Origin of the sequence: Endozoicomonas sp. GU-1, assembly GCF_027366395.1 — a bacterium.
Lineage (GTDB): Bacteria > Pseudomonadota > Gammaproteobacteria > Pseudomonadales > Endozoicomonadaceae > Endozoicomonas.
Map to the genome: position 1 here is coordinate 2076714 of NZ_CP114771.1, position 19702 is coordinate 2096415.

Here is a 19702-nt window from a genome sequence, read left to right on the forward strand (position 1 = left end):
TTGCGGGCCTGATTCGCTGATTTCAAAAAACAGCAATTAAGTTTTCACGTGTTTGGAGTTTTCGCTCACTCACAAATTGAAAATTAGCAGAAGCACAATCCAAAAAGCTCACTATAATTGCACGACATCTTCTAAAAAAAGCTGAGCCATTGCTATGAATCTTTCCGCCGCTGGCAGCAAACCTGCAATTGATATTGTTGTGGGCTCTGAGTCAAAAATGAAAATTAGTGCCGTAGAGAAAGCTTTTGATCGCTACAAGGTTAATCTGATTGCAACCAAAGCACGTTCCGGAATAAATAGCCAGCCCGTTGAAAACGAAACCCTTACGGGAGCTGGCAACAGAATAAAAGACGCGAAAGCAAAGTACCAGGCAGCTGATCATGACGCTGATTTTTTGGTGGTGGCCATTGAAAATGGTATTTTCCATGAGCAGGTCAACGGTCAAAAAGTATGGTTAGATAAAGCCGTCGTTATTATCGAGACATCCGGGGGCATGCAGTACATCAAGGAAACACCACCGGTACTATTGCCTGCTGAGTGTGTGACTATCGCCAGACAAAGGGGATTTGAACATACAACGGTAGGCCAGGTTATGGCCGAAATAGACAGTACGGTTCAGCATGATGACCCCCACTCAAGCTTGCCACCTTTTAAACCCCGTCAGCAATATCTGGAAGAAACACTGGTTAAGATGGTAAATATCTTAGAGCAGGAAAAACGGATAAATTAAGTGTGAAATGCTACGCCAGATTCAGCATTACAACTGGATAGTGAACGGATCAGCCGGTGTTAAGCCAAAAACTGTATTCCAACAATAAACAGAAACAGGGCAAACAGCTTCTGCAACTTATCTGCTGCAAGCCCATGAGCAATACGGGCACCAATTCGCGCAAATAGAACACTGGTCAAGACAATTCCCAGGAAAGCAGGCCAATAAACATACCCGGTAGCCAGAGCAGGCAGGCCTGAACTCTTCTCACCCAGAGCCATGTTGGATAAGGCTCCCATCACGGCAATAGGGAAGCCGCAGGCCGCCGAAGTACCCACTGCCTGCTGCATTGTCAGGCTGATTCTGCGCAAAAACGGCACAGACAGAGTCCCACCACCAATACCAAACATACTGGAGACAGCCCCAATGACAACACCGGCACTCACCAGCATTGATTTCCCCGGCACTCTGACACCTTCATAAACCTTAAACCCGAACCACATTTTTGCTGACACCAGGATCGCAAATACACCAAGAAGCTTCTGCAGCAGATGCCCACTCAGATTCACGGCGGTATACACCCCGAGAAAAGCACCGGCAAGAATACCGACACTTAACGTGGCAAATATCCGCCATCGAACAGCTCCGGCATCCTGGTGCGCTTTAATAGAACTTATCGATGTCACCACCATGGTAGCCAGGGATGTGCCTACCGCCAAATGGGTCAAAACCTCAGGGGACATACCCTGGACGGTGAAGCTGAAGGTCAGTACAGGAACAATAATCAGCCCGCCACCAATACCAAATAAACCGGCCATCACTCCGGCACAAGCCCCCAGGACAAGGTAGAGTAGAAATAGCATTGTTATCCCTTACAAAAAAACAGATTAACAATTATACGACGATAATCTATTATCAGGTGAGTCTATTTTCAGGGACCGCCTGCTAACCCGGATATTTCAATAATGATAAGCAAATTCAATAAAATATTTTTTTTAGATTTTTATGAAAATCAACCAACTCTTATGACCAATACTTATACGACAGAGTATATTCAAATAATCGAAAAACTAATCTAGACTGGCTGGATGCCTATTAAACAGTTGGCTATTTTATGCCCACCCCACTCTTTTCATGCACAAATAATTCCTGAAAAATCAAAACGTAAAAGGTATAGACATTCTTATCCATTAGTTCTATAACGTAGATGTACGTACACTTTTTTCATTATTGATAATGTGTCGTTCAAAAGGATAGCAAGACTTCTGAAAATCATAATTAAGCAGTACGCCTTACAAGACTCACAACGATCAGGCGAGGGGGAAAACAGATGTCCATATTTGCTCAATACCAGCAGAGATATGAGTCCGTCCAGCAGGAAGAGATGAGTCTCACAGAGTACCTGGAACTCTGCAAAAAAGATCCCCAGGCTTATGCCAACGCCGCTGAACGTATGCTGAAAGCGATTGGTGAGCCTGAGGTGATTGACACTTCCCGGGATCCACGTTCAAGCAGGATCTTTTCCAATAAACTGATTAAGCAGTACCCGGCGTTCAAAGAGTTCTATGGCATGGAAGAAGCCATTGAACAGATCGTCTCTTATTTCAAGCATGCCGCACAGGGCCTGGAAGAGAAGAAACAGATTCTCTACTTACTGGGGCCAGTGGGGGGCGGTAAATCATCCCTTGCGGAAAAATTAAAACACCTGATGGAGAAAGTACCGTTCTATGCCATCAAAGGCTCGCCGGTTTTTGAATCTCCCCTGGGCTTATTCAATCCGGATGAAGATGCCGACATTCTCAAGGAAGAGTACGGGATACCAAGCCGGTATCTTAAGTACATCATGTCACCCTGGGCCGTTAAACGGCTGAATGAGTATGGTGGTGACATCTCCAAATTCAGGGTGGTTAAACTCTACCCAAGTCGTTTGAATCAGGTTGGTATCGCCAAAACCGAGCCAGGGGATGAAAACAATCAGGATATTTCCAGCCTGGTGGGTAAAGTCGATATTCGTCAGCTGGAAGAGTACTCCCAGGACGATCCCGATGCCTACAGCTTCTCCGGCGCGCTGTGCCGTGCCAACCAGGGTATCATGGAATTCGTTGAGATGTTCAAGGCACCGATCAAGGTGTTGCACCCATTGCTGACCGCAACCCAGGAAGGTAACTACAACAGCACCGAAGGCCTTGGTGCCATCCCTTATGAAGGTATTCTGCTGGCGCACTCCAACGAGTCTGAGTGGCAGTCTTTCCGGAACAACAAAACCAATGAAGCCTTTATTGACCGGGTTAATATCGTCAAGGTGCCCTACTGCGTAAGAGTCAGTGAAGAGATCCATATCTATGAGAAGCTGCTTGAACACAGTTCCCTCAAGGATGCCCCATGTGCACCGGATACGCTGAAGATGCTGGCACAGTTCACCACACTGTCCCGTATCAAAGATCCGGAGAACTCATCAATCTACTCGAAAATGAAGGTGTACGACGGTGAGAACCTGAAAGATACCGATCCTAATGCCAAGCCTTTGCAGGAATACAAGGACATGGCCGGGGTTGATGAAGGTATGAACGGTCTTTCCACCCGGTTTGCTTTCAAGATTCTGTCCAAGGTTTTCAACTTTGATCCTTCAGAGGTCGCTGCTAACCCGGTACACCTTCTTTATGTTCTGGAACAGCAGATTGAGCAGCACCAGTTCCCGGAAGAGATACACGATCGCTATCTGTCGTTTATCAAAGAGTACCTGACGCCCAAGTATATCGAGTTCCTGGGCAAGGAAATTCAGACCGCCTACCTGGAGTCTTACTCTGAGTACGGTCAGAATATCTTTGATCGCTACATCACCTACGCTGATTTCTGGATTCAGGATCAGGAGTACCGTGATCCGGATACTGGCCATATTCTTGACCGTGCGGCACTCAGCGAAGAGCTGGAGAAAATCGAGAAACCTGCGGGTATTGCCAATCCCAAGGACTTCCGGAATGAAGTGGTGAACTTTGTGCTCAGGGCCCGGGCCAATAATGATGGCAGGAACCCCAGCTGGCTGAGCTATGAGAAGATGCGCACCGTGATTGAGAAGAAGATGTTCTCCAATACGGAAGACCTGCTGCCGGTGATCTCATTTAATGCCAAGGGATCCCAGGAAGATCAGCGCAAGCATGCCGATTTTGTTTCACGAATGGTTGCCCATGGCTATACCGAGAAACAGGTTCGCCTGTTATCCGAATGGTATATCCGGGTTCGCAAGTCTCAATAAAAACGACCACCGTCTGCCATCACCGGCAGGCGGGCATAACTCTTAAGTAGCTGGCCATATGGAATCATATATTTCTGGCTACTTGGGCAGGTGCTATGCGAGGCACAACGGAGGGAGCATAGCCGTAGCTATGTGACCGGAGTTGTAACGAAGCACGACTGCATGGATGCAGGAGCTAGAGCAACGCAGGAGCGGTTGCCGGGAGTACCTGAACAAGGAGTCAGAAATGTATGATTTCATATGGTTAGCTACTTATGCCCTGTATTAGCCAGGGCAACTTCTATTCAGCGAACATTACCAACTATCGGGGGAGCGTCTTTATGAGCATCATAATCGACCGGCGCCTCAACGGGAAAAAGAAAAGCACTGTCAACCGACAGCGTTTCCTGAGGCGTTACCGCAGCCTGGTCAAAGAGGCTGTACAGGGTGCTGTTGATCAACGCTCAATCACCGACGTTGACAGCGGCAGCAATATTACCATCCCAAAAAAAGACCTGAGCGAACCCTTTTTCCATCATGGTCAGGGTGGGCATCATGGCCATGTGCATCCGGGTAATAAAGAGTTTAACCAGGGCGATCGTATTCAGCGACCACCGGGCGGGGGTGGCCAGGGCTCAGGAGATGGCAAGGCCAGTGACAGTGGTGAAGGCGCTGATGACTTTGCCTTCCAGATCAATCGTGATGAATTTCTGGAGTATCTGTTTGATGATCTGGAACTGCCAAACCTGGTCAGGAAAGAGCTGAAAGACAGCACAGACTATAAATTAAAGCGGGCAGGTTTTACCACGGCCGGTTCCCCTGACCGCCTGAACGTAGTCCGATCACTGCGTGCTGCCCATGCACGACGAATAGCACTCTCCGGCAAAGACCGGAAAGTAATCAGAACACTGAAACGAGAGCTGCGGGAAATGGAAGTCAGCCCGGATGAAGTTGACCAACTTCAGGCCCGCCGACTCCGTGAAGAGATCAATGTACTTAACAAGAAATTGAAGCGCCTGCCATTTATTGATGATTTTGACCTGCGTTTCAATAACATGGCCAAAGTACCCCAGCCTTCCAGCAAGGCCGTGATGTTCTGCCTGATGGATGTTTCCGGCTCCATGACCCGGGAAATAAAGGACATGGCCAAGCGCTTCTTTCTGCTGCTCTACCTGTTCCTGGAGAGAAACTATGAAGCGGTAGAAGTCGTCTTTATCCGGCACCACAGCGAAGCCCGTGAGTGTGATGAGCATGATTTTTTCTACGCCAGGGAAACCGGGGGAACGGTGGTATCCACAGCCTTGCGCCTGGCTGATGAAATCATTACTGACCGTTACTCTCCCAACGAATGGAATATCTATATCGCCCAGGCCTCTGATGGCGATAACTGGGAAGCCGACTCCAGTAAATGTCACGATATTATTCTGGAAAAGTTGCTGCCGGTTTGTCAGTACTACTCCTATGTAGAGATCACCGATCGCCATCACCAGAACCTCTGGTATGAGTACAAGACAATAGAGCAGGCACACCCGGGACATTTTGCCATGCAACAGATCCGCAGCTATGCGGACATTTACCCAACCTTCCGCCGCTTATTTGAGAAAAAGGAGGGAAGTCATGTTGGCAGTTGAAGCACCGGTAAGAACACCGAAAAAAAGAAAAGAACCGCTTTCCACCGGTTCCGACTGGACATTCGAGTTACTTGAAACCTATGACCGGGAGTTTGCCCGGCTGGCCGACAAGTTCCGGCTGGATACCTATCCCAACCAGATAGAGGTGATCAGCTCTGAACAGATGCTCGACGCCTATTCCTCTGTTGGTATGCCATTGATGTATAACCACTGGAGTTATGGCAAGACATTCCTCAGCAACCAGCAGAACTACCAGCAGGGAAGAATGGGGCTGGCCTATGAGATAGTGATCAACTCCAACCCCTGCATAGCGTATCTCATGGAAGAAAACACCATGCCGATGCAGGCGCTGGTGATTGCCCATGCCTGCTATGGTCATAACTCTTTCTTCAAGGGTAACTATCTGTTCCAGCAGTGGACCGATGCCAGTGCCATTATTGATTACCTGCTGTTTGCCAAAAGCTACCTGGCCAAATGTGAAGAAAAGTACGGCATCAGCGCTGTCGAGGATATTCTGGATGCCTGCCACGCCCTGATGAATCAGGGCGTTAATCGCTACGTTCGGGCAACACCCATGTCTGCGGAGCAGGAAAAGGCACGCTCACAGGAGCGGGAGGAGTATATTCAGCGCAACCTGAATGATCTCTGGCGAACCATCCCGGTCCGCGAGACTGAACAGCAGAAAAAAACCGTCCGCTTCCCCAAGGATCCGGAAGAGAACCTGCTGTACTTCATTGAAAAGAATGCGCCGCTATTGGAAACCTGGCAGCGGGAAATTATCCGCATTGTGCGCAAGATTGCCCAATACTTCTACCCGCAAAGACAGACCCAGGTCATGAACGAGGGTTGGGCAACGTTCTGGCACTATCACCTGATGCATGAGATGTACGACGAAGGCCTGATTACCGAAGGCTTTATCATGGAGTTTCTGCACTCTCACTCCAGTGTCGTATTCCAGCCAGATTTTGATGACCCAAGATACAGCGGCATTAACCCCTACACCCTGGGCTTCAATATCTTCCGGGATATACGCCGGATCTGTGAGAATCCGACGGATGAAGACCGGCAGTGGTTCCCGGACCTGGCCGACACTGACTGGCTGGATGCGGTGCACTTCGCCATGCAGAACTTCAAGGATGAAGGCTTCATTCTTCAGTACCTGTCGCCTAAGGTCATGCGCGATATGCGGCTGTTCAGCATCGATGACAATGAAATTAACCCTTACCTTGAGGTGGATGCCATCCATGATGACACGGGCTATCGTCAGCTGAGGGAAAACCTGGCCGCACAATACAACCTGGGGAACCGGGAGCCCAATATCCAGGTCTACAACGTGGATGTCCGTGGTGACCGTTCACTGACCCTTCGTCATTACATGCACAAAGGAAGGCCCCTTGATAAGAACAGCACCAGTGAAATCATTAAACACCTTCACCGCCTGTGGGGCTTTGATGTAAAACTGGAGTGTGTGGACGAAAAAAATATTGTTCAATATGAACATACACTGCCTAAAGAGAAGCAATCCTCAGAAGCTGTTTGAGAATAACGCCCGCCGGGGCAACACTGTATCAAGGATGGTAGAAAATTAAGGATAAAACTTCCGTTTTGTTCGGTGAATAGTGGGTTTATTCACCGAACAAAACGGAATCCTCAATTCCAATGGCTTTATGCTGGCCAGTTCTGCGTTGATCCACCGCATCAAATTTCGACACTCTGTATCTGATCATCCGCCTGCTGATCTCCCTTCAATCGCTCAATGTAAGCATTCAAATGCATTAAATGACTGGAAGCACCTCCAAAAAATTTCACCAACCAATGGAACCAAACCGGTGAATGAAAGTCAGAGTTAATGAATTTGAGAGATATCTCTACCTGTTTTACAAATCTTTCAGACAGACGTGTAAATCTTCCAGACAGACGTGTAAAGATGGATAATTTATTAGCAAATATGCCGTCAAGGGCGATAGCTGGTTCACGTAAGCCATCACCCAGCCAGGGAGATGATAACTCGTTTCCAAAGCCAGTCGCTGCAAAGAGTACAGTAGCCATACAGGAAAGTGGTGCCATGGCTGCTGCAGCGATGCCGAAACAGACGTCTGATTTTAAAATAACGAAAGTAGACGATATAACAAAGTCTGATTGCACCAGTTTTAAAAACAGGTGCTTCAGGAATCTGCTTCCAGTACTCGATCAGAAAACACTGTTAGAGATCATCAGTGAGTTTAGTGATGATGACATTAAATTTATTCTGACGCTTGGGCGTTATCAAGACAACAACGAACACTATTTTAACCAGCTCAAACGGTTTGACTTACCCGATGAATATCATACCAGGGGCCATGAAGAGGGACTCAAAAAATTTAATGCGATGCATCACGCAGAGAGCCCTAAGTTATATGCCTTGTTCAGAGATACATTGTTGGCAGAGGCCAGAGGTAGCAGCCGATTGGAAGATGAATTTGGATTGTACTTTACCCCGTCGTCTGTCTGGTTGAATCCTGTGGCAGAGAAATTGCGATCATTGAACTGCAAGAGAGGTATCGAAGTGATGGGGGGTAAGGGGTATCTCTCTTACTTTCTGAAAACGTATGGTTTCAGGATGGTGGTAAGTGACAATCACAGTAATTATCAACACCCGGCTGCGGCTTCACCACCGATAGTTGTCCGGAATGAAAACTCACTCGATACAGTGATGAAATATCAGCATAGATCCGATTTTCTGGTAATCAGCTGGCCACCCCTACCAACATATTGCCAACGCTTGAAGAATATTTCTCACAAGAACATGTCGATGATTATCAAATACTCAGAGCATGGGGCACAACCAAGCCTGTACTATTTATCGGCGAAAGGCCAACGCACACCAACAATGCTACAGGGAGTGAAATTTTTCACCGACACCTGCAAATGTATTTTAATGCCTGCAAAATTCCAGAGTACCAGGGACGATATATCGGCGCTCTTGACGAGGCAATTATCTTCGTACCCAATGGGAAGAAAATGACCACCGTAGAAGATCTTCAACCAATGATAGAAGAGGCCTGTAAGCAGCAATAAGATGTTTAATCCATTCCACTTCGATTTCTTGAGCATTCAGACGGGTCATTTGAACTATTTCCTGTTTTATTAGTCCAAATTCAGAAAGTAACTAAATCTCAAATTTATATGTTTCAAAGCTTGCAAAGAATCTTGAGTATACCGGCCATGGAATTCTCGATCACATTGTTCAGTTCGCTTTTTGAATATATAACCTCATGCTTTTCTGACTACTGCCAGACCGGTTTGACGACAGAAGTGCATAAGTTTTCCAGCCTTCACAGGAAACAGAAATGAATGACATATCTCCAACCAGTACTCTACTTCCAGCCGCCGATGTTCCGCCGTCAAAAGAGTCTGAGCCACTCGCCCGGACTTTTGCGGGTCTCAGGGAGGTTAAACCCAGTGATATTGACAATGAACATTCGGAATGCCCGCCAGAAATCGCAGGTTATTCTCTTCAGAAAAGAACCGTTGCCATGTTTTTTGGGGATCGTTTCACACGGCTCAAGGCGATTGCTGACTCTCCTATCATGGAATTCGCCTTTTTAGCTGATACTTATTTCAGCTTACTCGAGCTGATTGAGTCAGGTTGTTTGCACTCAGTGCACGACAGTACATTTAAAACCAGAAATGAGATACAAATACCCGACACTAGTTCACTTTCAATATCAGGCGAAAATAATTCCGAGGCTAGCAGTTCTGCAAAAATGATTAATCATTACTATAATACACTTGCAACTACCACCCTGCGGGATGAGGTCCTGGAAAGCGCTACTGAAGTACTTTCCTATCCCCCTGACCAAAACTGGTCAAAGCGTGATGCACACCTAATGACTGGCATAGCACTCACTTCACTGGGACATCTCCATCATCTTCACCCAAATTTCCCCAGCGACAGAGAAACAATCGAACAAAAAATCTCCGAGCTGAACCAATACGTTTCCAGGCTGAAAGCAGCGTATGAATTGGATGACCTCGAAAATACGAACGTTATCTTTGATTGGCCATGAAATCTTCGATCACATCGGTCAGTCCGCTGTTAAAGATATAACCTGACGCTGTTCTGACTGCCGCCAGCCCCCATGGAATCTGAGAGAACAGGAGTGCATAAAGCTTCACCTCGACAGCATCCCAAGTCTTAACTCAGTCAAAGAGGAAAGCAGGAATGATTAACCTACCGCAAACCAGTACTACCGCTCCAGCAGAATATGTTCCACAAGCAAGGGACGAACAAGTCGGCCAGGCTGGTGACAAGGAGGTTAAACCCAGTTCTACTGGTAATGAATGCTCTAAATGCCCGTCAGAAAGCACAGGCCCTTCCCTTCAGGAAAGAGCCGTCGCTTTGCCTGTTGGAAATCAGGACACGCAACCTGGCAAGAAGAATGCTGCCTCTCCGTTGGTGGCTCCTTGGCTTGCAAGTGATACTGATCAGCTCTTGAACAATCTGGAGGAGGTGATGCAAGCAGCTAATAACCTGCTTTCCACCCCCATCGACCAGAACTTGTCAGAATTCAATGCATTATCGATGAGAGGCAGAGCATACTTGATAATGGGAGATCTCCAGATGATAAACAACACATTCTCTACTCTCTCCGGATCCGCCAGCCATAACAAAAGCGAAACAATTGATCAAAAAATCTCCGAGCTGCAACAGTTCGATAAAAAGTTGGAAGTCAGTACACAAAGGTAGCGCCGCATACCCTTTCGACTGAAGCTTTTTCTTGACAAATGACGCCTACAGAGATGGTTTTTTTACTACGATAAAATAAGACATCGGACGCATGGAACCGAACTGGATTTTCAGCCCGGATTTTACTCTACCCACACAGTTAACCCTTTAGCAATTTTTGTACCACAAGCTGATGCTCACACCGGAACCTCATCAAAAGCTGAATTCAGGATTGCATACAACCAGATCGTTTTTCCCGGTGCTATTCTGCTCATGTTGATAGATCTGTTTGTTCAGAACTTCGATCTGCGTAAGCATATGTCCAATATGCCTGTTAAGCATCAGATGCTCCTTTTCATAGGCTGGTATACCAACGAATTTTATGATCAGTACTTTTGCTGCTTCTGATGACTGAAGACAGAAATCCCTAAGATCCATCATTTTGCCCAAGCGTTGCTCTCTAAGGAGGTCTAAGTGGGAGCACTGCTGAAACTGTTCCTCCAGATATTTAGACTTGCGAAAATATTCTTTCCAGTAATCACCAAACTCTTTTTCAAGAGGATCTATCGTATTCTTAACTTCACTGTCTGTAGCTGTTTGTTGACTATCACTGATATGACCCTTGCAGGGTTGTAGTTTTTTTTTCAATTCATTGAATTGAGAACGAAGCTCTGCCAGCTCTAATTTAACTTGCTCAAACCGAGCCCCCATTGCTTCCAATACTCGTTTTTCCATATTTTCGCGTTCAATCGTGTGTATATCCTTGCTGTTCCCTATGTTGATGACCTCTTCCAGCTTATCCAATCGGTGATGAAAATCCTTTACCTGAAGCTCCTCAAATTGCTTCCTGACCTCTCTGAGTTTTCCAGAAAAATGTTTAAGCCCCAACGTTTCTATACTGTTCAACTCTCCCTTGATCCACTGCATCTGATTTCTACACTCTGTTATCTGACCATCCCCCCACTGCCCCCCCATCAATCGTTCCATGTGAGCACTCAAATACGCTAACTTTGTTTCAGCCTCATGCGAAAGGGCATCATAAGAGGTCGTTGGAGCTACCGGCGTTGCCACTGGATCAGCCGTCGCAAAAGACAATGAAGGCAGTGTAGCAGACTGATAAGCCGGATCGGGTTGGCCGACAGGAAGCCCACTGAAGCCCACCGAGCCATCGTCTTCTGCCACAATATTGCCATCACCTGCATGGAAAGCCTCTTTAGTCCCGGTGGTCGGCTCTTCGGCAAAATGGCCGTTGACTTCATCAAGCAACTGGTGCACTCCTGACTGGAGCCTGAGGATCAAGCCAGTAACGTTCTTGACCTTTTGCTCCTGGCTGCCCCCTGGCTGTCATCCACCGGTAGAGCGCAGGCACCAGAATCTTTTTCCGGGTTACTCAAATTGAAGGATTTCGTACCTTGCTGATGCTCCGCCCTTGTGCACATATGCTCTGCGATACTCTCAACCGCCTCATGGTCCTTGCCCCGCAGGAAACTGTCAATCTCGCTTAAACTGATCATCCAGCGATCAAATTTTACCGGGGCTGCGCTGGCGCTTTCTCTCTCTTGATCGCCATGACATTGAGGTTGGGCCACAGTTGTGCTTTGGGCAGAAATCGATGGCATATTCATAGCCAGTTATCCCCTCGACTCTAAGGTTCAACAATAGAGTTCAGAGTTTTGCCACAAGATAAAGTTCAAACATTTGATTAGACGATTTACTTATTTCCAGGCGATGGTGACAGCCGCTCTTTAAACGACATTTATTATGTAATAAATAACTTCCGTATTTTCTCCAATAGTAAATTCACAGCCTTATCATGCCGGTTTATGGCTGCGATTCTGAGTGGGGTTATCGCCATCAGGGTTCCATCTTCTTCTTTAACCGTGCAGGCAGAGTACAGCACTTCCCTGGCTTCTTTGCGCTTTCCATCGGCCAGGAGAATAGTTACAGCACTCAACAACGGTTTCATTATCTCGATATTTCCCTGACTGGCTGCAATATACAACGGTGTTGCTCCGTCTTCTGGCCGGACCTGCTTCAGCACCGCCATAATGGCAGCCCCCCTTTCCTCCCTCGGTAGCGCTGTTAACACTTGCATTAACTGCTTCACGCTTTGGTTATGCCCGCCCAGAACAGCACCCAAGAGCGGGAAGGCTTGAATCAGCTGATCCACGATTTCCCCTTGGCCATTATCGACAGCTGCGGACAGTGGCGTTCTATTGAGTGTGTCGACCGCACATACCATTGTTGCGAAGGCAGGAATTTTTTCTGCTTCCGGGAAGTTATTCGCAGTATTAAGGAAATTCAGGAATTGCTTCACAACGCTGCACTGGCCTCTGAAAACTGCCCAATGAAGCGCAGTAACCCCTATTTGGTCAGCGGCATTCACCGAAGTAGTGAAAGCTTTAACTCGACTCTCAAGTTTCTAATGCACAAGTGTTTGATATTCCGGTAAACGATACTTGAGTGAAGCAGTTGGCATCATTCTCCCCAGCTCCCTGCCCGCCATATGCTTGCTGGATATTCTCACTGGCCGGTAGTCTTCCAGAGACTCCGTCAGCTTCTTGAACTGCTCCTGAGGATTTTCTGAATCCACAACTGTCCGGATGATATCCAGCAACGCATCGATTCTGAGCTTCTCGACCAGACAGCCAACGGTAAGCGCAGGCTGCTTGTGTTCCAAGCGGGCAGATTGTTCAGGATGAAGGAGCAACATATGGTCACACAGCACGCTCAGGATCACGCCACGCTCAGACCCTTCAATGCCTTGCTGCAAGGCTCTGTTGCACCAGCCTTCATGAAGTTTCCAGTCCTCAAAGAACACCTCGATCAACCACCTCAGCGTGTGAAGCCGGGCAATATCATCATGACGCCAGGAAACATCCGTGGCGGCCAGATAGCGATAGTCGTCCTCTCCCTCGTATTTCAAAGCAATAATAAATCGCTTCTGCCCATGGGCTTTGACCTTGAGACGGGCAGACAATACCGTCACCTTTTGCTCCTTTCCTCCTCGTATGACCAGAGTTTTTTTAACGCCAGGCCCGAGATAACTGTCAAAATAGGTCTTCAGATTAACTTCTTTGTTTTTGTAGATCACCGTCTGGTTCCAACGGAGCTGGCTAACAACCTGTGTTCCCGAGAAGACTGAGGAAGCTCCATCCATAAAATGGGCATCACCATAGAGAGCGTCCGCCAGGATGCCGGTGACGTTTATATCAGGAAAGTGGCGTTGGAAGGCCTGAATCAAATCCAGCGCCAGTAGCTGTTTTGTTGGGTACTCACTGTTGGGCTTTGGCTTGGGAGGTCGATCCTTTGGAGGAACTCCCTGTTTTTTCAACAAGTCTCTTTTCTTCCGCCATTCGGTCATCTTCGGGTCAGGCATATAGAACCGGAAGTCAATGGGAATGGTCACCAGCGGGGTTTGTAAAACCAGAAAGACCAGCTCCTGACCGTTGACATAACCACTGGTCTTCTTCTCCCTAATCTTGTGGGTCTTGCCTATCTTTTTGGTTCGTTTGCATCGTGAGCGCCCGGTGTCGTCAATAAGAAGATTTCCCTCTGATAAACCATAGCGGCCAATAATGACGAGAACACTGATGCGTAGCAGTAGATGCCAGACAATTTCGGATCGGTAAAACATCCACCATAAGGCGGCTGATGTGTATTGGCCAAGGCTTCGACGTTCCATGGTTGCCCAACAGAGCTTCTGCGTCAGAATCATTGCCGAAATGACAAATGCCAGAAAATAGCGTTGCTTGGTAGTCAGTCGCTGAGCTTGCGGAGCACGGCGTAAGGCTTGATCGAGATGATCAATAAATTGAGTAGCGCAGGGAAGAATACGTATAACCATGGTCACATGAATGTTGCCAATACATTACTTTGCAACCAAGCTTGGTACAGCAGGCCTCCTGTTGCCACGATGAAGACTCTGCGCAGCTAAAGTCCGAGTAGCGGCAGTGAGACCTGCTCAAATTTGACCCAATAGTCAGACTAAAACTTTAGAGTCGAGTTTAAGCTTGTCTGTTGCTGGCAGACTGCCCACAACATTCAGTAATTGCGCCACAGCCATATGATCCCCATTGAAAGCAGTCCAATACAACGGTGTTGCTCCATGTGCGTCTACGGCATGCATCACCTTCTGGATTGCAACAGTCCTTTCAGGTTCCGCCATTCTGACCAGGGTATTCAGCAATTGCGCCACAACCTCCCGTTGATCGTTCTGGGCAGCCACGTGGAGCGCTGTTTCCCTTTTTTTGTTGGAGATAGTCAGTACTGTAGTGACTGCCTGACATCTTTAGATTCAGGCCAGGTCTCCAAAATTTTCCGCATCCGGACGACAATGGCTGTTTGCCCGTTCCGGGCGACACTCAAAATGGGAAAAGCATTCAGAAGTTCTGCCACCCGTTCCTGCCCTTCGCTGGCCAAACGAGTATAGGAAAACCCGGTTTCACCGCCCTCACAGAGGCAGTGCATTACGTTGAGGATTGCATCATTCCTTGATACATCTTCTGGTGCTTCTGGCAGCCTTCTCATGATCGCCAGTATCTCAACCACCAGCGTGTCGTACCTTTCCAGATCAGCCACATCCAGCTCAAATAGTAAGTCTTCTCTGGCATGATAAAGCACTGCCATAACAGCATTCAGCCTAGGAGCCTGTCCGAGAATAGCGCCCGAAGCGAGGATGGCAGAAAATTGAGGATAAAAATTTCGTTTTGTGAGGTGAATAGCGGGGCTATTTGCCGAACAAAGCGGAATTTTTAGACCAATTTGCTGCCACCGCAGTAGGGCAGTCTATTCTCGGACAGGCTCCTAGCTGCTTCTGGCAATGCAGTCAGATGTATAAGGGCTTCGTTGAAAGGCATGCCGACAGTGCATTCATCTCTTGCTTCTTCCTCTATGTAGCCTGCATTTGGGGAAGCTTTGGTCAACTGCTTTTCGATCTGAAAATGCCCCCTTGAGTGAGCTTGCGAGACAGGTGTTTTCCCAAACAGATCGGCAGCGTTTACCAGGGCAGTCATTGCCCCGGGCCTTTCTGTTTTTGCCAGTCTATGCAAAGCGGCCAGCAACTCAGTAACGACCTTATCGTGGCCAAAAGCAGCAGCCATATAACTGCCTTTCACCACCCCGATTGATATTTTCCTGAAATCTGTTGTCAAAGGATTGATCAGATATTCAGGAACGTCGACATGTTGCCAGTTCAATACCAGTTTAAGAACCTGAACCACCTTGGCTTGGTTGCCGCTATGTGTCGGGAGCTAAAGATAGCCGAATACATCGATGCGCGTATAACTAATGACTCCGATGCGCGTAATGTCACTATAGGACAAGCGGTGGTCGCAATGATCATCAATGGGTTGGGGTTTACAGGGCAAACTCTGTATATGTTCCCTGATTTTTTTGAGGACAAGCCGATTGATCGCCTCATCGGGGAAGGCATACAACCCGAACACTTGAACGACAAGGTACTTGGTCGGGCCCTTGATAGCCTGTACGACGCTGGCGTCAGTGACTTGTACCTGAACCTTGCCGTTAAGGTTGTCAATCATCTGAAGCTGCCCTGCAAGGCATTAAATCTGGATGGCACCAGCTTTCATGTGGATGGAATCTATAACAGTCATGAAAATCCTGATGACTTGAATTGTATCCATATCTGCCGCGGTTACAGCCGTGACCACCGACCTGACCTGAATCAGGTGGTCTTGCAGTTAATGACCGAAAATGAGGCAGGTATTCCAGTGTTTATGGCACCTGCGAGCGGCAATGTAAACGACAAAACTTGTTTTCAGGAAATTATCAAAAATCATCTGTCGTGTTTCAAGGAGACTTTGAATAGCCGCTATCTGGTCGCTGATGCCGCCATGTACGTTGCTGAAACCCTTCAGTTGCTTGACGAGCAAAAGCAGCTGTTTATCTCCCGTGTGCCCCTGAATATCAAGGGTGCAAAGGAGCTGGTCGGCAAAGCGCCAGCCATGTCATTGGAGCCGGTTGAAGGCTATGAAGATTATTACTCTGCTGAAGTGCCTTCCTGCTATGGAGATGTTAAACAACGATGGTTCTTGTTTCTCAACAAAAAGCGCAGGCTGGTTGAACAGAAAACACTGACCCGAAAGATGCAGAAGCAGTCACTGAAAGAAGCCCGTGATCTGGAAAAGCTGGGAAAAAAGGCCTTTTTGTGTCGGGACGATGCATTGAAGGCTTTTGCCTTATGGCAGAAACAATCGAAACTCTGCCAGAGTGCAACGGAGCCTGAGGTTACCGGTAAACCCTGTTATTCGGGCAGGGGACGGCCATCGCCGGATAGCAAGCCCGATCACTTCGAGTACTTTGTGCAGGCTGAATGCTTTGTTCCCTGTCAGAAAAGGGAGAATGCACAGGCCTCACTGGGTTGCTTTATCCTGGGCACCAATGAATTGGATCAGAATTGCATGAATGCCACGGAGCTGTTGTCTACCTACAAGTCACAACAACAGGTTGAGGGCGGCTTTCGATTCCTGAAAAGCCCGGACTTTCTGGTCTCTTCACTCTATCTGAAGAAAGCTGAGCGCATTGAAGCTCTGTTAATGGTGATGACACTGTGCCTGATGGTCTATGCTGCTATCCAGCACAAAATAAGGCACGAGCTGAAAAAACAGAGCCGAGTATTTCCAAACCAGAAAAAGAAGCCCTGCCAGAATCCAACGGCGAGATGGGTGTTTTTCTGTTTCCAGGGAATAAATGTCTTAACGGTCAATAATCAGGAGGAACATGTGGTCGGTTTGAAGGAAAGACAATGGACGATCATGCAGATTTTGGGCAATTTTTACGAGTCGGTGTATTCCTGATAGGGGTGGTGAAAGGCAGATATAAAGCGGTGTTCTGCCGAACCTGTCTGCCGCACTCAGCACCGTCATGGTAGCTTCAGACTTTTTCTCCTTCGCTAGACCATTCAAGGCATTCAGGAGCAAGGCTACCACTTTCTTGTGCCTGAATTGTGCAGCCCGGCAGAGCAGTGTTTTACCGTCCTGGTCTGCCACATTCAGAACCAGCATGAGGGCCTCAGACTTTGCCGTTTCTTTCAGGTTATTCAGGGCGTCCAGTAACTCCACCAGGACCTTGATTTGGCCGTTCCATACTTCGCTCAGGAGCGTGATTTTTACTTCATTGATAGCAAGAAACAGCGACAGGCACTTCGTGTTGCCGTAATGGGCAGCCACGCAAAGGGGCGTCAAACCATAATTAATATTCTCATTGACCAGAATGTGTTTAGCTCCCAGTAACCCCTCAACGCACTCGGGGTGGCCGTTACAGGCAGCCGCCCAAAGGGGCGTCCAGCCCAAGTCACTCTCTTTATTGACCAGAATGCCGTCAACTTCCAGTAATGCCTTGACGCACCCGGAGTAGCCTTTTGACGCAGCTCGGCACAGGGGCGTCAACCCATTCTCCTTCTCATTGACCAGGCTGACGGGAGTGGTCTGTAACAAACGTCTCAAGCTCTTAATGTTGTCGTTTTTTACGGCCTGGTGAAGTTTCTTCACGTCTTCTTCACAAGAGAGCGAGGGTGCAGCATAAGTTGCTGCGGGTTCCGCCGTATCAACGAGTAATGGCGGTTGTACAGAAACCTCAGCAGCCTCATTCGTCGTAACTGGTTGAGCCGCCGGGAGCTCGCTTGAGTCCGGTTGATCAAAGGCATTTGGAATGATGGGTTCAAGCCTTGCTGTTTGTGGCAGTTTCTGCAGAGCATCCTGTAGCAAATCCGCAACTTTGCGGTGTTTTTGTTGGCTGGCAATCTGGAGCGGGGTCTGCCCGCCATCGTCAGTAGCATTCAGTAGCCCATGAACAGCTGCGGCCCTTTCGGTTTCTGGCAGACTATCCACAGCTTTCAGCAACTGCTCCACCACCTTGAATTGACCTCGGCAGGCAGCCAGGTGGAGTGGGATTCTCCCCGACCAGTCGGCCATATTGATAACGGCCATGAAGAAACGAACGGGCCTTATTCCCTCAGGCAATCTATCCAAGTTTTCTGTCAGTAATTCCTGTAACCAGGCAATCTGGTCTTTGCGACAGGCGGCCTGTATGGAGGGTTCATTCAGAGGGTTTGACCGGTCTACATTTTCGGTGTTGCCACGTTGAGATAATACCAGGTCGGCAGTCTCTTCCTCCATGGCCGATCGTGCATTTCTTGCAGCGATCGATTGGCCAGCACCCGAATCCAACCTTTCATTGGAACCACTTCCGCCAGCAGTGGTTGATGACCTTACAGAGCTGCAGTCGCCAGATGGTAAGGTTTGGCCCCTGGCCAAGGCCCTGTAAGGTTCGGTGTTTGTCAACATAGTTGACGCCTGAACTCACGCAGCTTGACTTAGGCCAGACAGCAGACCTGTCAGGATTCAGCCAGCACCTGTTCAGGTTTCTAAATTCAGGAGAGGCACAAACGGCTTAAAGCAAAGGAACGATACTTGGTGAAAAACAAAGTACAGTATCCGGAAAAGCTCTTTTAGAACAGATTCCGTGATGGATATTGACCTCTAATCGCCTGATTGTAGTAACGTCCTACTGATTCCGCATTGACCAGATTACTGTATATTGACTCGGGCACCTCATAGTATCGGTAAACACTGCCGTCGCTGGCAAACTCCACTTCCAGAATATTGGCTGTACGATCATAAGCTACAGCAGCCAGGGCGGAAGAGTTAAGCGGTTCTCTTTCTAGTGGCAGGCTTTCAAGGTTATAAGCCACTGACTGAATATGGTTGATCAGGATCTGTTCGCTGGGGGTGCCAGTGGCATAGGCGTCGATAAAACTGTGGTTTTTCCAGTCATCACTGTCGCTGTTGTTGTTAAAATTTCCGGGCATGGGGCCAAGAATTGCGCTGCGGATGGTGTTGATCACAAGGTCATTATTGAGAGTCATATAGCGGGTTATTTGTTGTTGATCACCGTCGTAGGCCAGAGGTTCACCGATATGGCTGGCGGGTGTGGCGACTGAAACCATGCCCATCACTTTCAATTGGTTCAGTGGCAATTTGCCAATGATGCTACGATAAACCCAGCGCCAAGCTTCATTACCATAGAAATTTCCTTGGGAATGAGCGACCAGAAGCACTTTCTGGCATGCTTCAATGTCTTCCTTATACTGTTTAACATGTTGCTGCAGATCCCTGTCGATAACATAGCTGAATGCTTGGTATTGTATGGCTACTTCTGACAATGCATCCTGAAACCAGTCAGGAGCTATTTCAATTCCGGCCAGCCAAAGTAGAATTACACCATAGTCTTGTAAGAGTTTCTGACGTGCCACTTCCAGAAGTTGATCAAACGGATTTTCATTATTATTGATGGAAAGGTTGTAATTGATCTCATAACCATTGAGCTGATTATAGGTAAGGATTTGTAAGAGCTCACCAGATTCCTCAGCGTCACGATAATCATTAAACATACCGTTGCCA

The 19702-nt window shown here is 47.8% G+C and carries 19 protein-coding genes; 8 read left to right on the forward strand and 11 right to left on the reverse strand.

The features are described 5' to 3' along the window. The first annotated feature begins 154 nt into the window (after positions 1–154). Positions 155–730: a DUF84 family protein gene (locus O3276_RS08330; protein ID WP_269675218.1), complete on the forward strand. Its 576-nt coding sequence runs from the start codon at positions 155–157 to the stop codon at positions 728–730. 59 nt (positions 731–789) lie between these two features. Here O3276_RS08330 and O3276_RS08335 read toward each other — a convergent pair whose 3' ends face one another. Next, positions 790–1572: a sulfite exporter TauE/SafE family protein gene (locus tag O3276_RS08335; RefSeq protein WP_269675219.1), complete on the reverse strand. Its 783-nt coding sequence runs from the start codon at positions 1570–1572 to the stop codon at positions 790–792. Positions 1573–2039: 467 nt separating this feature from the next. Between O3276_RS08335 and O3276_RS08340 the strand changes: the two genes are divergently transcribed. From O3276_RS08340 to O3276_RS08350, 3 genes are all read left to right on the forward strand, one after another. Next, a complete protein-coding gene (locus tag O3276_RS08340) occupies positions 2040–3962 on the forward strand; it encodes a PrkA family serine protein kinase (RefSeq protein WP_269675220.1) in 1923 nt (640 codons plus the stop codon). 320 nt (positions 3963–4282) lie between these two features. After that, on the forward strand, positions 4283–5572 hold the full coding sequence (locus O3276_RS08345; RefSeq protein ID WP_269675221.1) for a YeaH/YhbH family protein: 1290 nt from the start codon (positions 4283–4285) through the stop codon (positions 5570–5572). Then, positions 5559–7112, forward strand: a complete 1554-nt coding sequence (locus O3276_RS08350; RefSeq protein WP_269675222.1) for a SpoVR family protein — start codon at positions 5559–5561, stop codon at positions 7110–7112. The genes O3276_RS08345 and O3276_RS08350 overlap by 14 nt, the downstream gene beginning before the upstream one ends. Positions 7113–7270: 158 nt before the next feature. Here the strand turns inward: O3276_RS08350 and O3276_RS08355 are convergent, their stop codons facing one another. Continuing rightward, entirely contained in the window at positions 7271–7639 is a 369-nt protein-coding gene (locus O3276_RS08355) for a hypothetical protein (protein ID WP_269675223.1), read from the reverse strand. On the opposite strand from O3276_RS08355, the gene O3276_RS08360 reads away from it, so the two are divergent. From O3276_RS08360 to O3276_RS08370, 3 genes are all read left to right on the forward strand, one after another. Beyond that, entirely contained in the window at positions 7638–8576 is a 939-nt protein-coding gene (locus O3276_RS08360; protein ID WP_269675224.1) for a hypothetical protein, read from the forward strand. The genes O3276_RS08355 and O3276_RS08360 overlap by 2 nt on opposite strands. Positions 8577–8901: 325 nt before the next feature. Further along, on the forward strand, positions 8902–9621 hold the full coding sequence (locus O3276_RS08365; RefSeq protein WP_269675225.1) for a hypothetical protein: 720 nt from the start codon (positions 8902–8904) through the stop codon (positions 9619–9621). A 155-nt stretch (positions 9622–9776) separates the two neighbouring features. Further along, positions 9777–10301 carry a hypothetical protein gene (locus O3276_RS08370; protein WP_269675226.1) on the forward strand — a complete coding sequence of 175 codons (525 nt, stop codon included), beginning with the start codon at positions 9777–9779 and terminating at the stop codon, positions 10299–10301. A 192-nt stretch (positions 10302–10493) separates the two neighbouring features. On the opposite strand, the gene O3276_RS08375 is transcribed toward O3276_RS08370, so the two are convergent. From O3276_RS08375 to O3276_RS08405, 7 genes are all read right to left on the reverse strand, one after another. Continuing rightward, positions 10494–11546, reverse strand: coding sequence for a coiled-coil domain-containing protein (locus O3276_RS08375; protein ID WP_269675227.1), 1053 nt, complete (start codon positions 11544–11546; stop codon positions 10494–10496). A gap of 29 nt (positions 11547–11575) precedes the next feature. Next, entirely contained in the window at positions 11576–11905 is a 330-nt protein-coding gene (locus O3276_RS08380) for a hypothetical protein (RefSeq protein WP_269675228.1), read from the reverse strand. Between the two features lie 134 nt (positions 11906–12039). Further along, entirely contained in the window at positions 12040–12666 is a 627-nt protein-coding gene (locus O3276_RS08385) for an ankyrin repeat domain-containing protein (protein WP_269675229.1), read from the reverse strand. 36 nt (positions 12667–12702) lie between these two features. Next, a complete protein-coding gene (locus O3276_RS08390) occupies positions 12703–14127 on the reverse strand; it encodes a transposase (RefSeq protein ID WP_269672517.1) in 1425 nt (474 codons plus the stop codon). A 135-nt stretch (positions 14128–14262) separates the two neighbouring features. Next, a complete protein-coding gene (locus O3276_RS08395) occupies positions 14263–14547 on the reverse strand; it encodes an ankyrin repeat domain-containing protein (protein ID WP_332328250.1) in 285 nt (94 codons plus the stop codon). Further along, on the reverse strand, positions 14544–14909 hold the full coding sequence (locus O3276_RS08400; RefSeq protein ID WP_269675230.1) for a hypothetical protein: 366 nt from the start codon (positions 14907–14909) through the stop codon (positions 14544–14546). The genes O3276_RS08395 and O3276_RS08400 overlap by 4 nt, the downstream gene beginning before the upstream one ends. A 125-nt stretch (positions 14910–15034) precedes the next feature. Then, on the reverse strand, positions 15035–15382 hold the full coding sequence (locus O3276_RS08405; protein WP_269675231.1) for a hypothetical protein: 348 nt from the start codon (positions 15380–15382) through the stop codon (positions 15035–15037). 81 nt (positions 15383–15463) lie between these two features. On the opposite strand from O3276_RS08405, the gene O3276_RS08410 reads away from it, so the two are divergent. After that, complete coding sequence (locus tag O3276_RS08410; protein WP_269675232.1) at positions 15464–17098, forward strand: IS1634 family transposase; 1635 nt, start codon at positions 15464–15466, stop codon at positions 17096–17098. On the opposite strand, the gene O3276_RS08415 is transcribed toward O3276_RS08410, so the two are convergent. Next, positions 16997–18586 (reverse strand): ankyrin repeat domain-containing protein, encoded by a 1590-nt coding sequence (locus O3276_RS08415; RefSeq protein WP_269675233.1) that lies wholly within the window; start codon positions 18584–18586, stop codon positions 16997–16999. The two genes, O3276_RS08410 and O3276_RS08415, sit on opposite strands and share 102 nt — an antisense overlap. A gap of 164 nt (positions 18587–18750) precedes the next feature. Next, on the reverse strand, positions 18751–19692 hold the full coding sequence (locus O3276_RS08420) for a KTSC domain-containing protein (RefSeq protein WP_269675234.1): 942 nt from the start codon (positions 19690–19692) through the stop codon (positions 18751–18753). Positions 19693–19702 lie beyond the last annotated feature (10 nt).

Bases quoted from the DNA above. Each gene is read 5' to 3' on its own strand.
- O3276_RS08380 (WP_269675228.1), bottom strand. From the start codon at position 11,905: ATGAATATGCCATCGATTTCTGCCCAAAGCACAACTGTGGCCCAACCT.
- O3276_RS08420 (WP_269675234.1), bottom strand. From the start codon at position 19,692: ATGTTTAATGATTATCGTGACGCTGAGGAATCTGGTGAGCTCTTACAA.
- O3276_RS08360 (WP_269675224.1), top strand. From the start codon at position 7,638: ATGGCTGCTGCAGCGATGCCGAAACAGACGTCTGATTTTAAAATAACG.
- O3276_RS08340 (WP_269675220.1), top strand. From the start codon at position 2,040: ATGTCCATATTTGCTCAATACCAGCAGAGATATGAGTCCGTCCAGCAG.
- O3276_RS08355 (WP_269675223.1), bottom strand. From the start codon at position 7,639: ATGGCACCACTTTCCTGTATGGCTACTGTACTCTTTGCAGCGACTGGC.
- O3276_RS08365 (WP_269675225.1), top strand. From the start codon at position 8,902: ATGAATGACATATCTCCAACCAGTACTCTACTTCCAGCCGCCGATGTT.
- O3276_RS08330 (WP_269675218.1), top strand. From the start codon at position 155: ATGAATCTTTCCGCCGCTGGCAGCAAACCTGCAATTGATATTGTTGTG.
- O3276_RS08350 (WP_269675222.1), top strand. From the start codon at position 5,559: ATGTTGGCAGTTGAAGCACCGGTAAGAACACCGAAAAAAAGAAAAGAA.
- O3276_RS08400 (WP_269675230.1), bottom strand. From the start codon at position 14,909: ATGGCAGTGCTTTATCATGCCAGAGAAGACTTACTATTTGAGCTGGAT.
- O3276_RS08390 (WP_269672517.1), bottom strand. From the start codon at position 14,127: ATGGTTATACGTATTCTTCCCTGCGCTACTCAATTTATTGATCATCTC.
- O3276_RS08405 (WP_269675231.1), bottom strand. From the start codon at position 15,382: ATGGCTGCTGCTTTTGGCCACGATAAGGTCGTTACTGAGTTGCTGGCC.
- O3276_RS08410 (WP_269675232.1), top strand. From the start codon at position 15,464: ATGTTGCCAGTTCAATACCAGTTTAAGAACCTGAACCACCTTGGCTTG.
- O3276_RS08415 (WP_269675233.1), bottom strand. From the start codon at position 18,586: ATGTTGACAAACACCGAACCTTACAGGGCCTTGGCCAGGGGCCAAACC.
- O3276_RS08345 (WP_269675221.1), top strand. From the start codon at position 4,283: ATGAGCATCATAATCGACCGGCGCCTCAACGGGAAAAAGAAAAGCACT.
- O3276_RS08370 (WP_269675226.1), top strand. From the start codon at position 9,777: ATGATTAACCTACCGCAAACCAGTACTACCGCTCCAGCAGAATATGTT.
- O3276_RS08335 (WP_269675219.1), bottom strand. From the start codon at position 1,572: ATGCTATTTCTACTCTACCTTGTCCTGGGGGCTTGTGCCGGAGTGATG.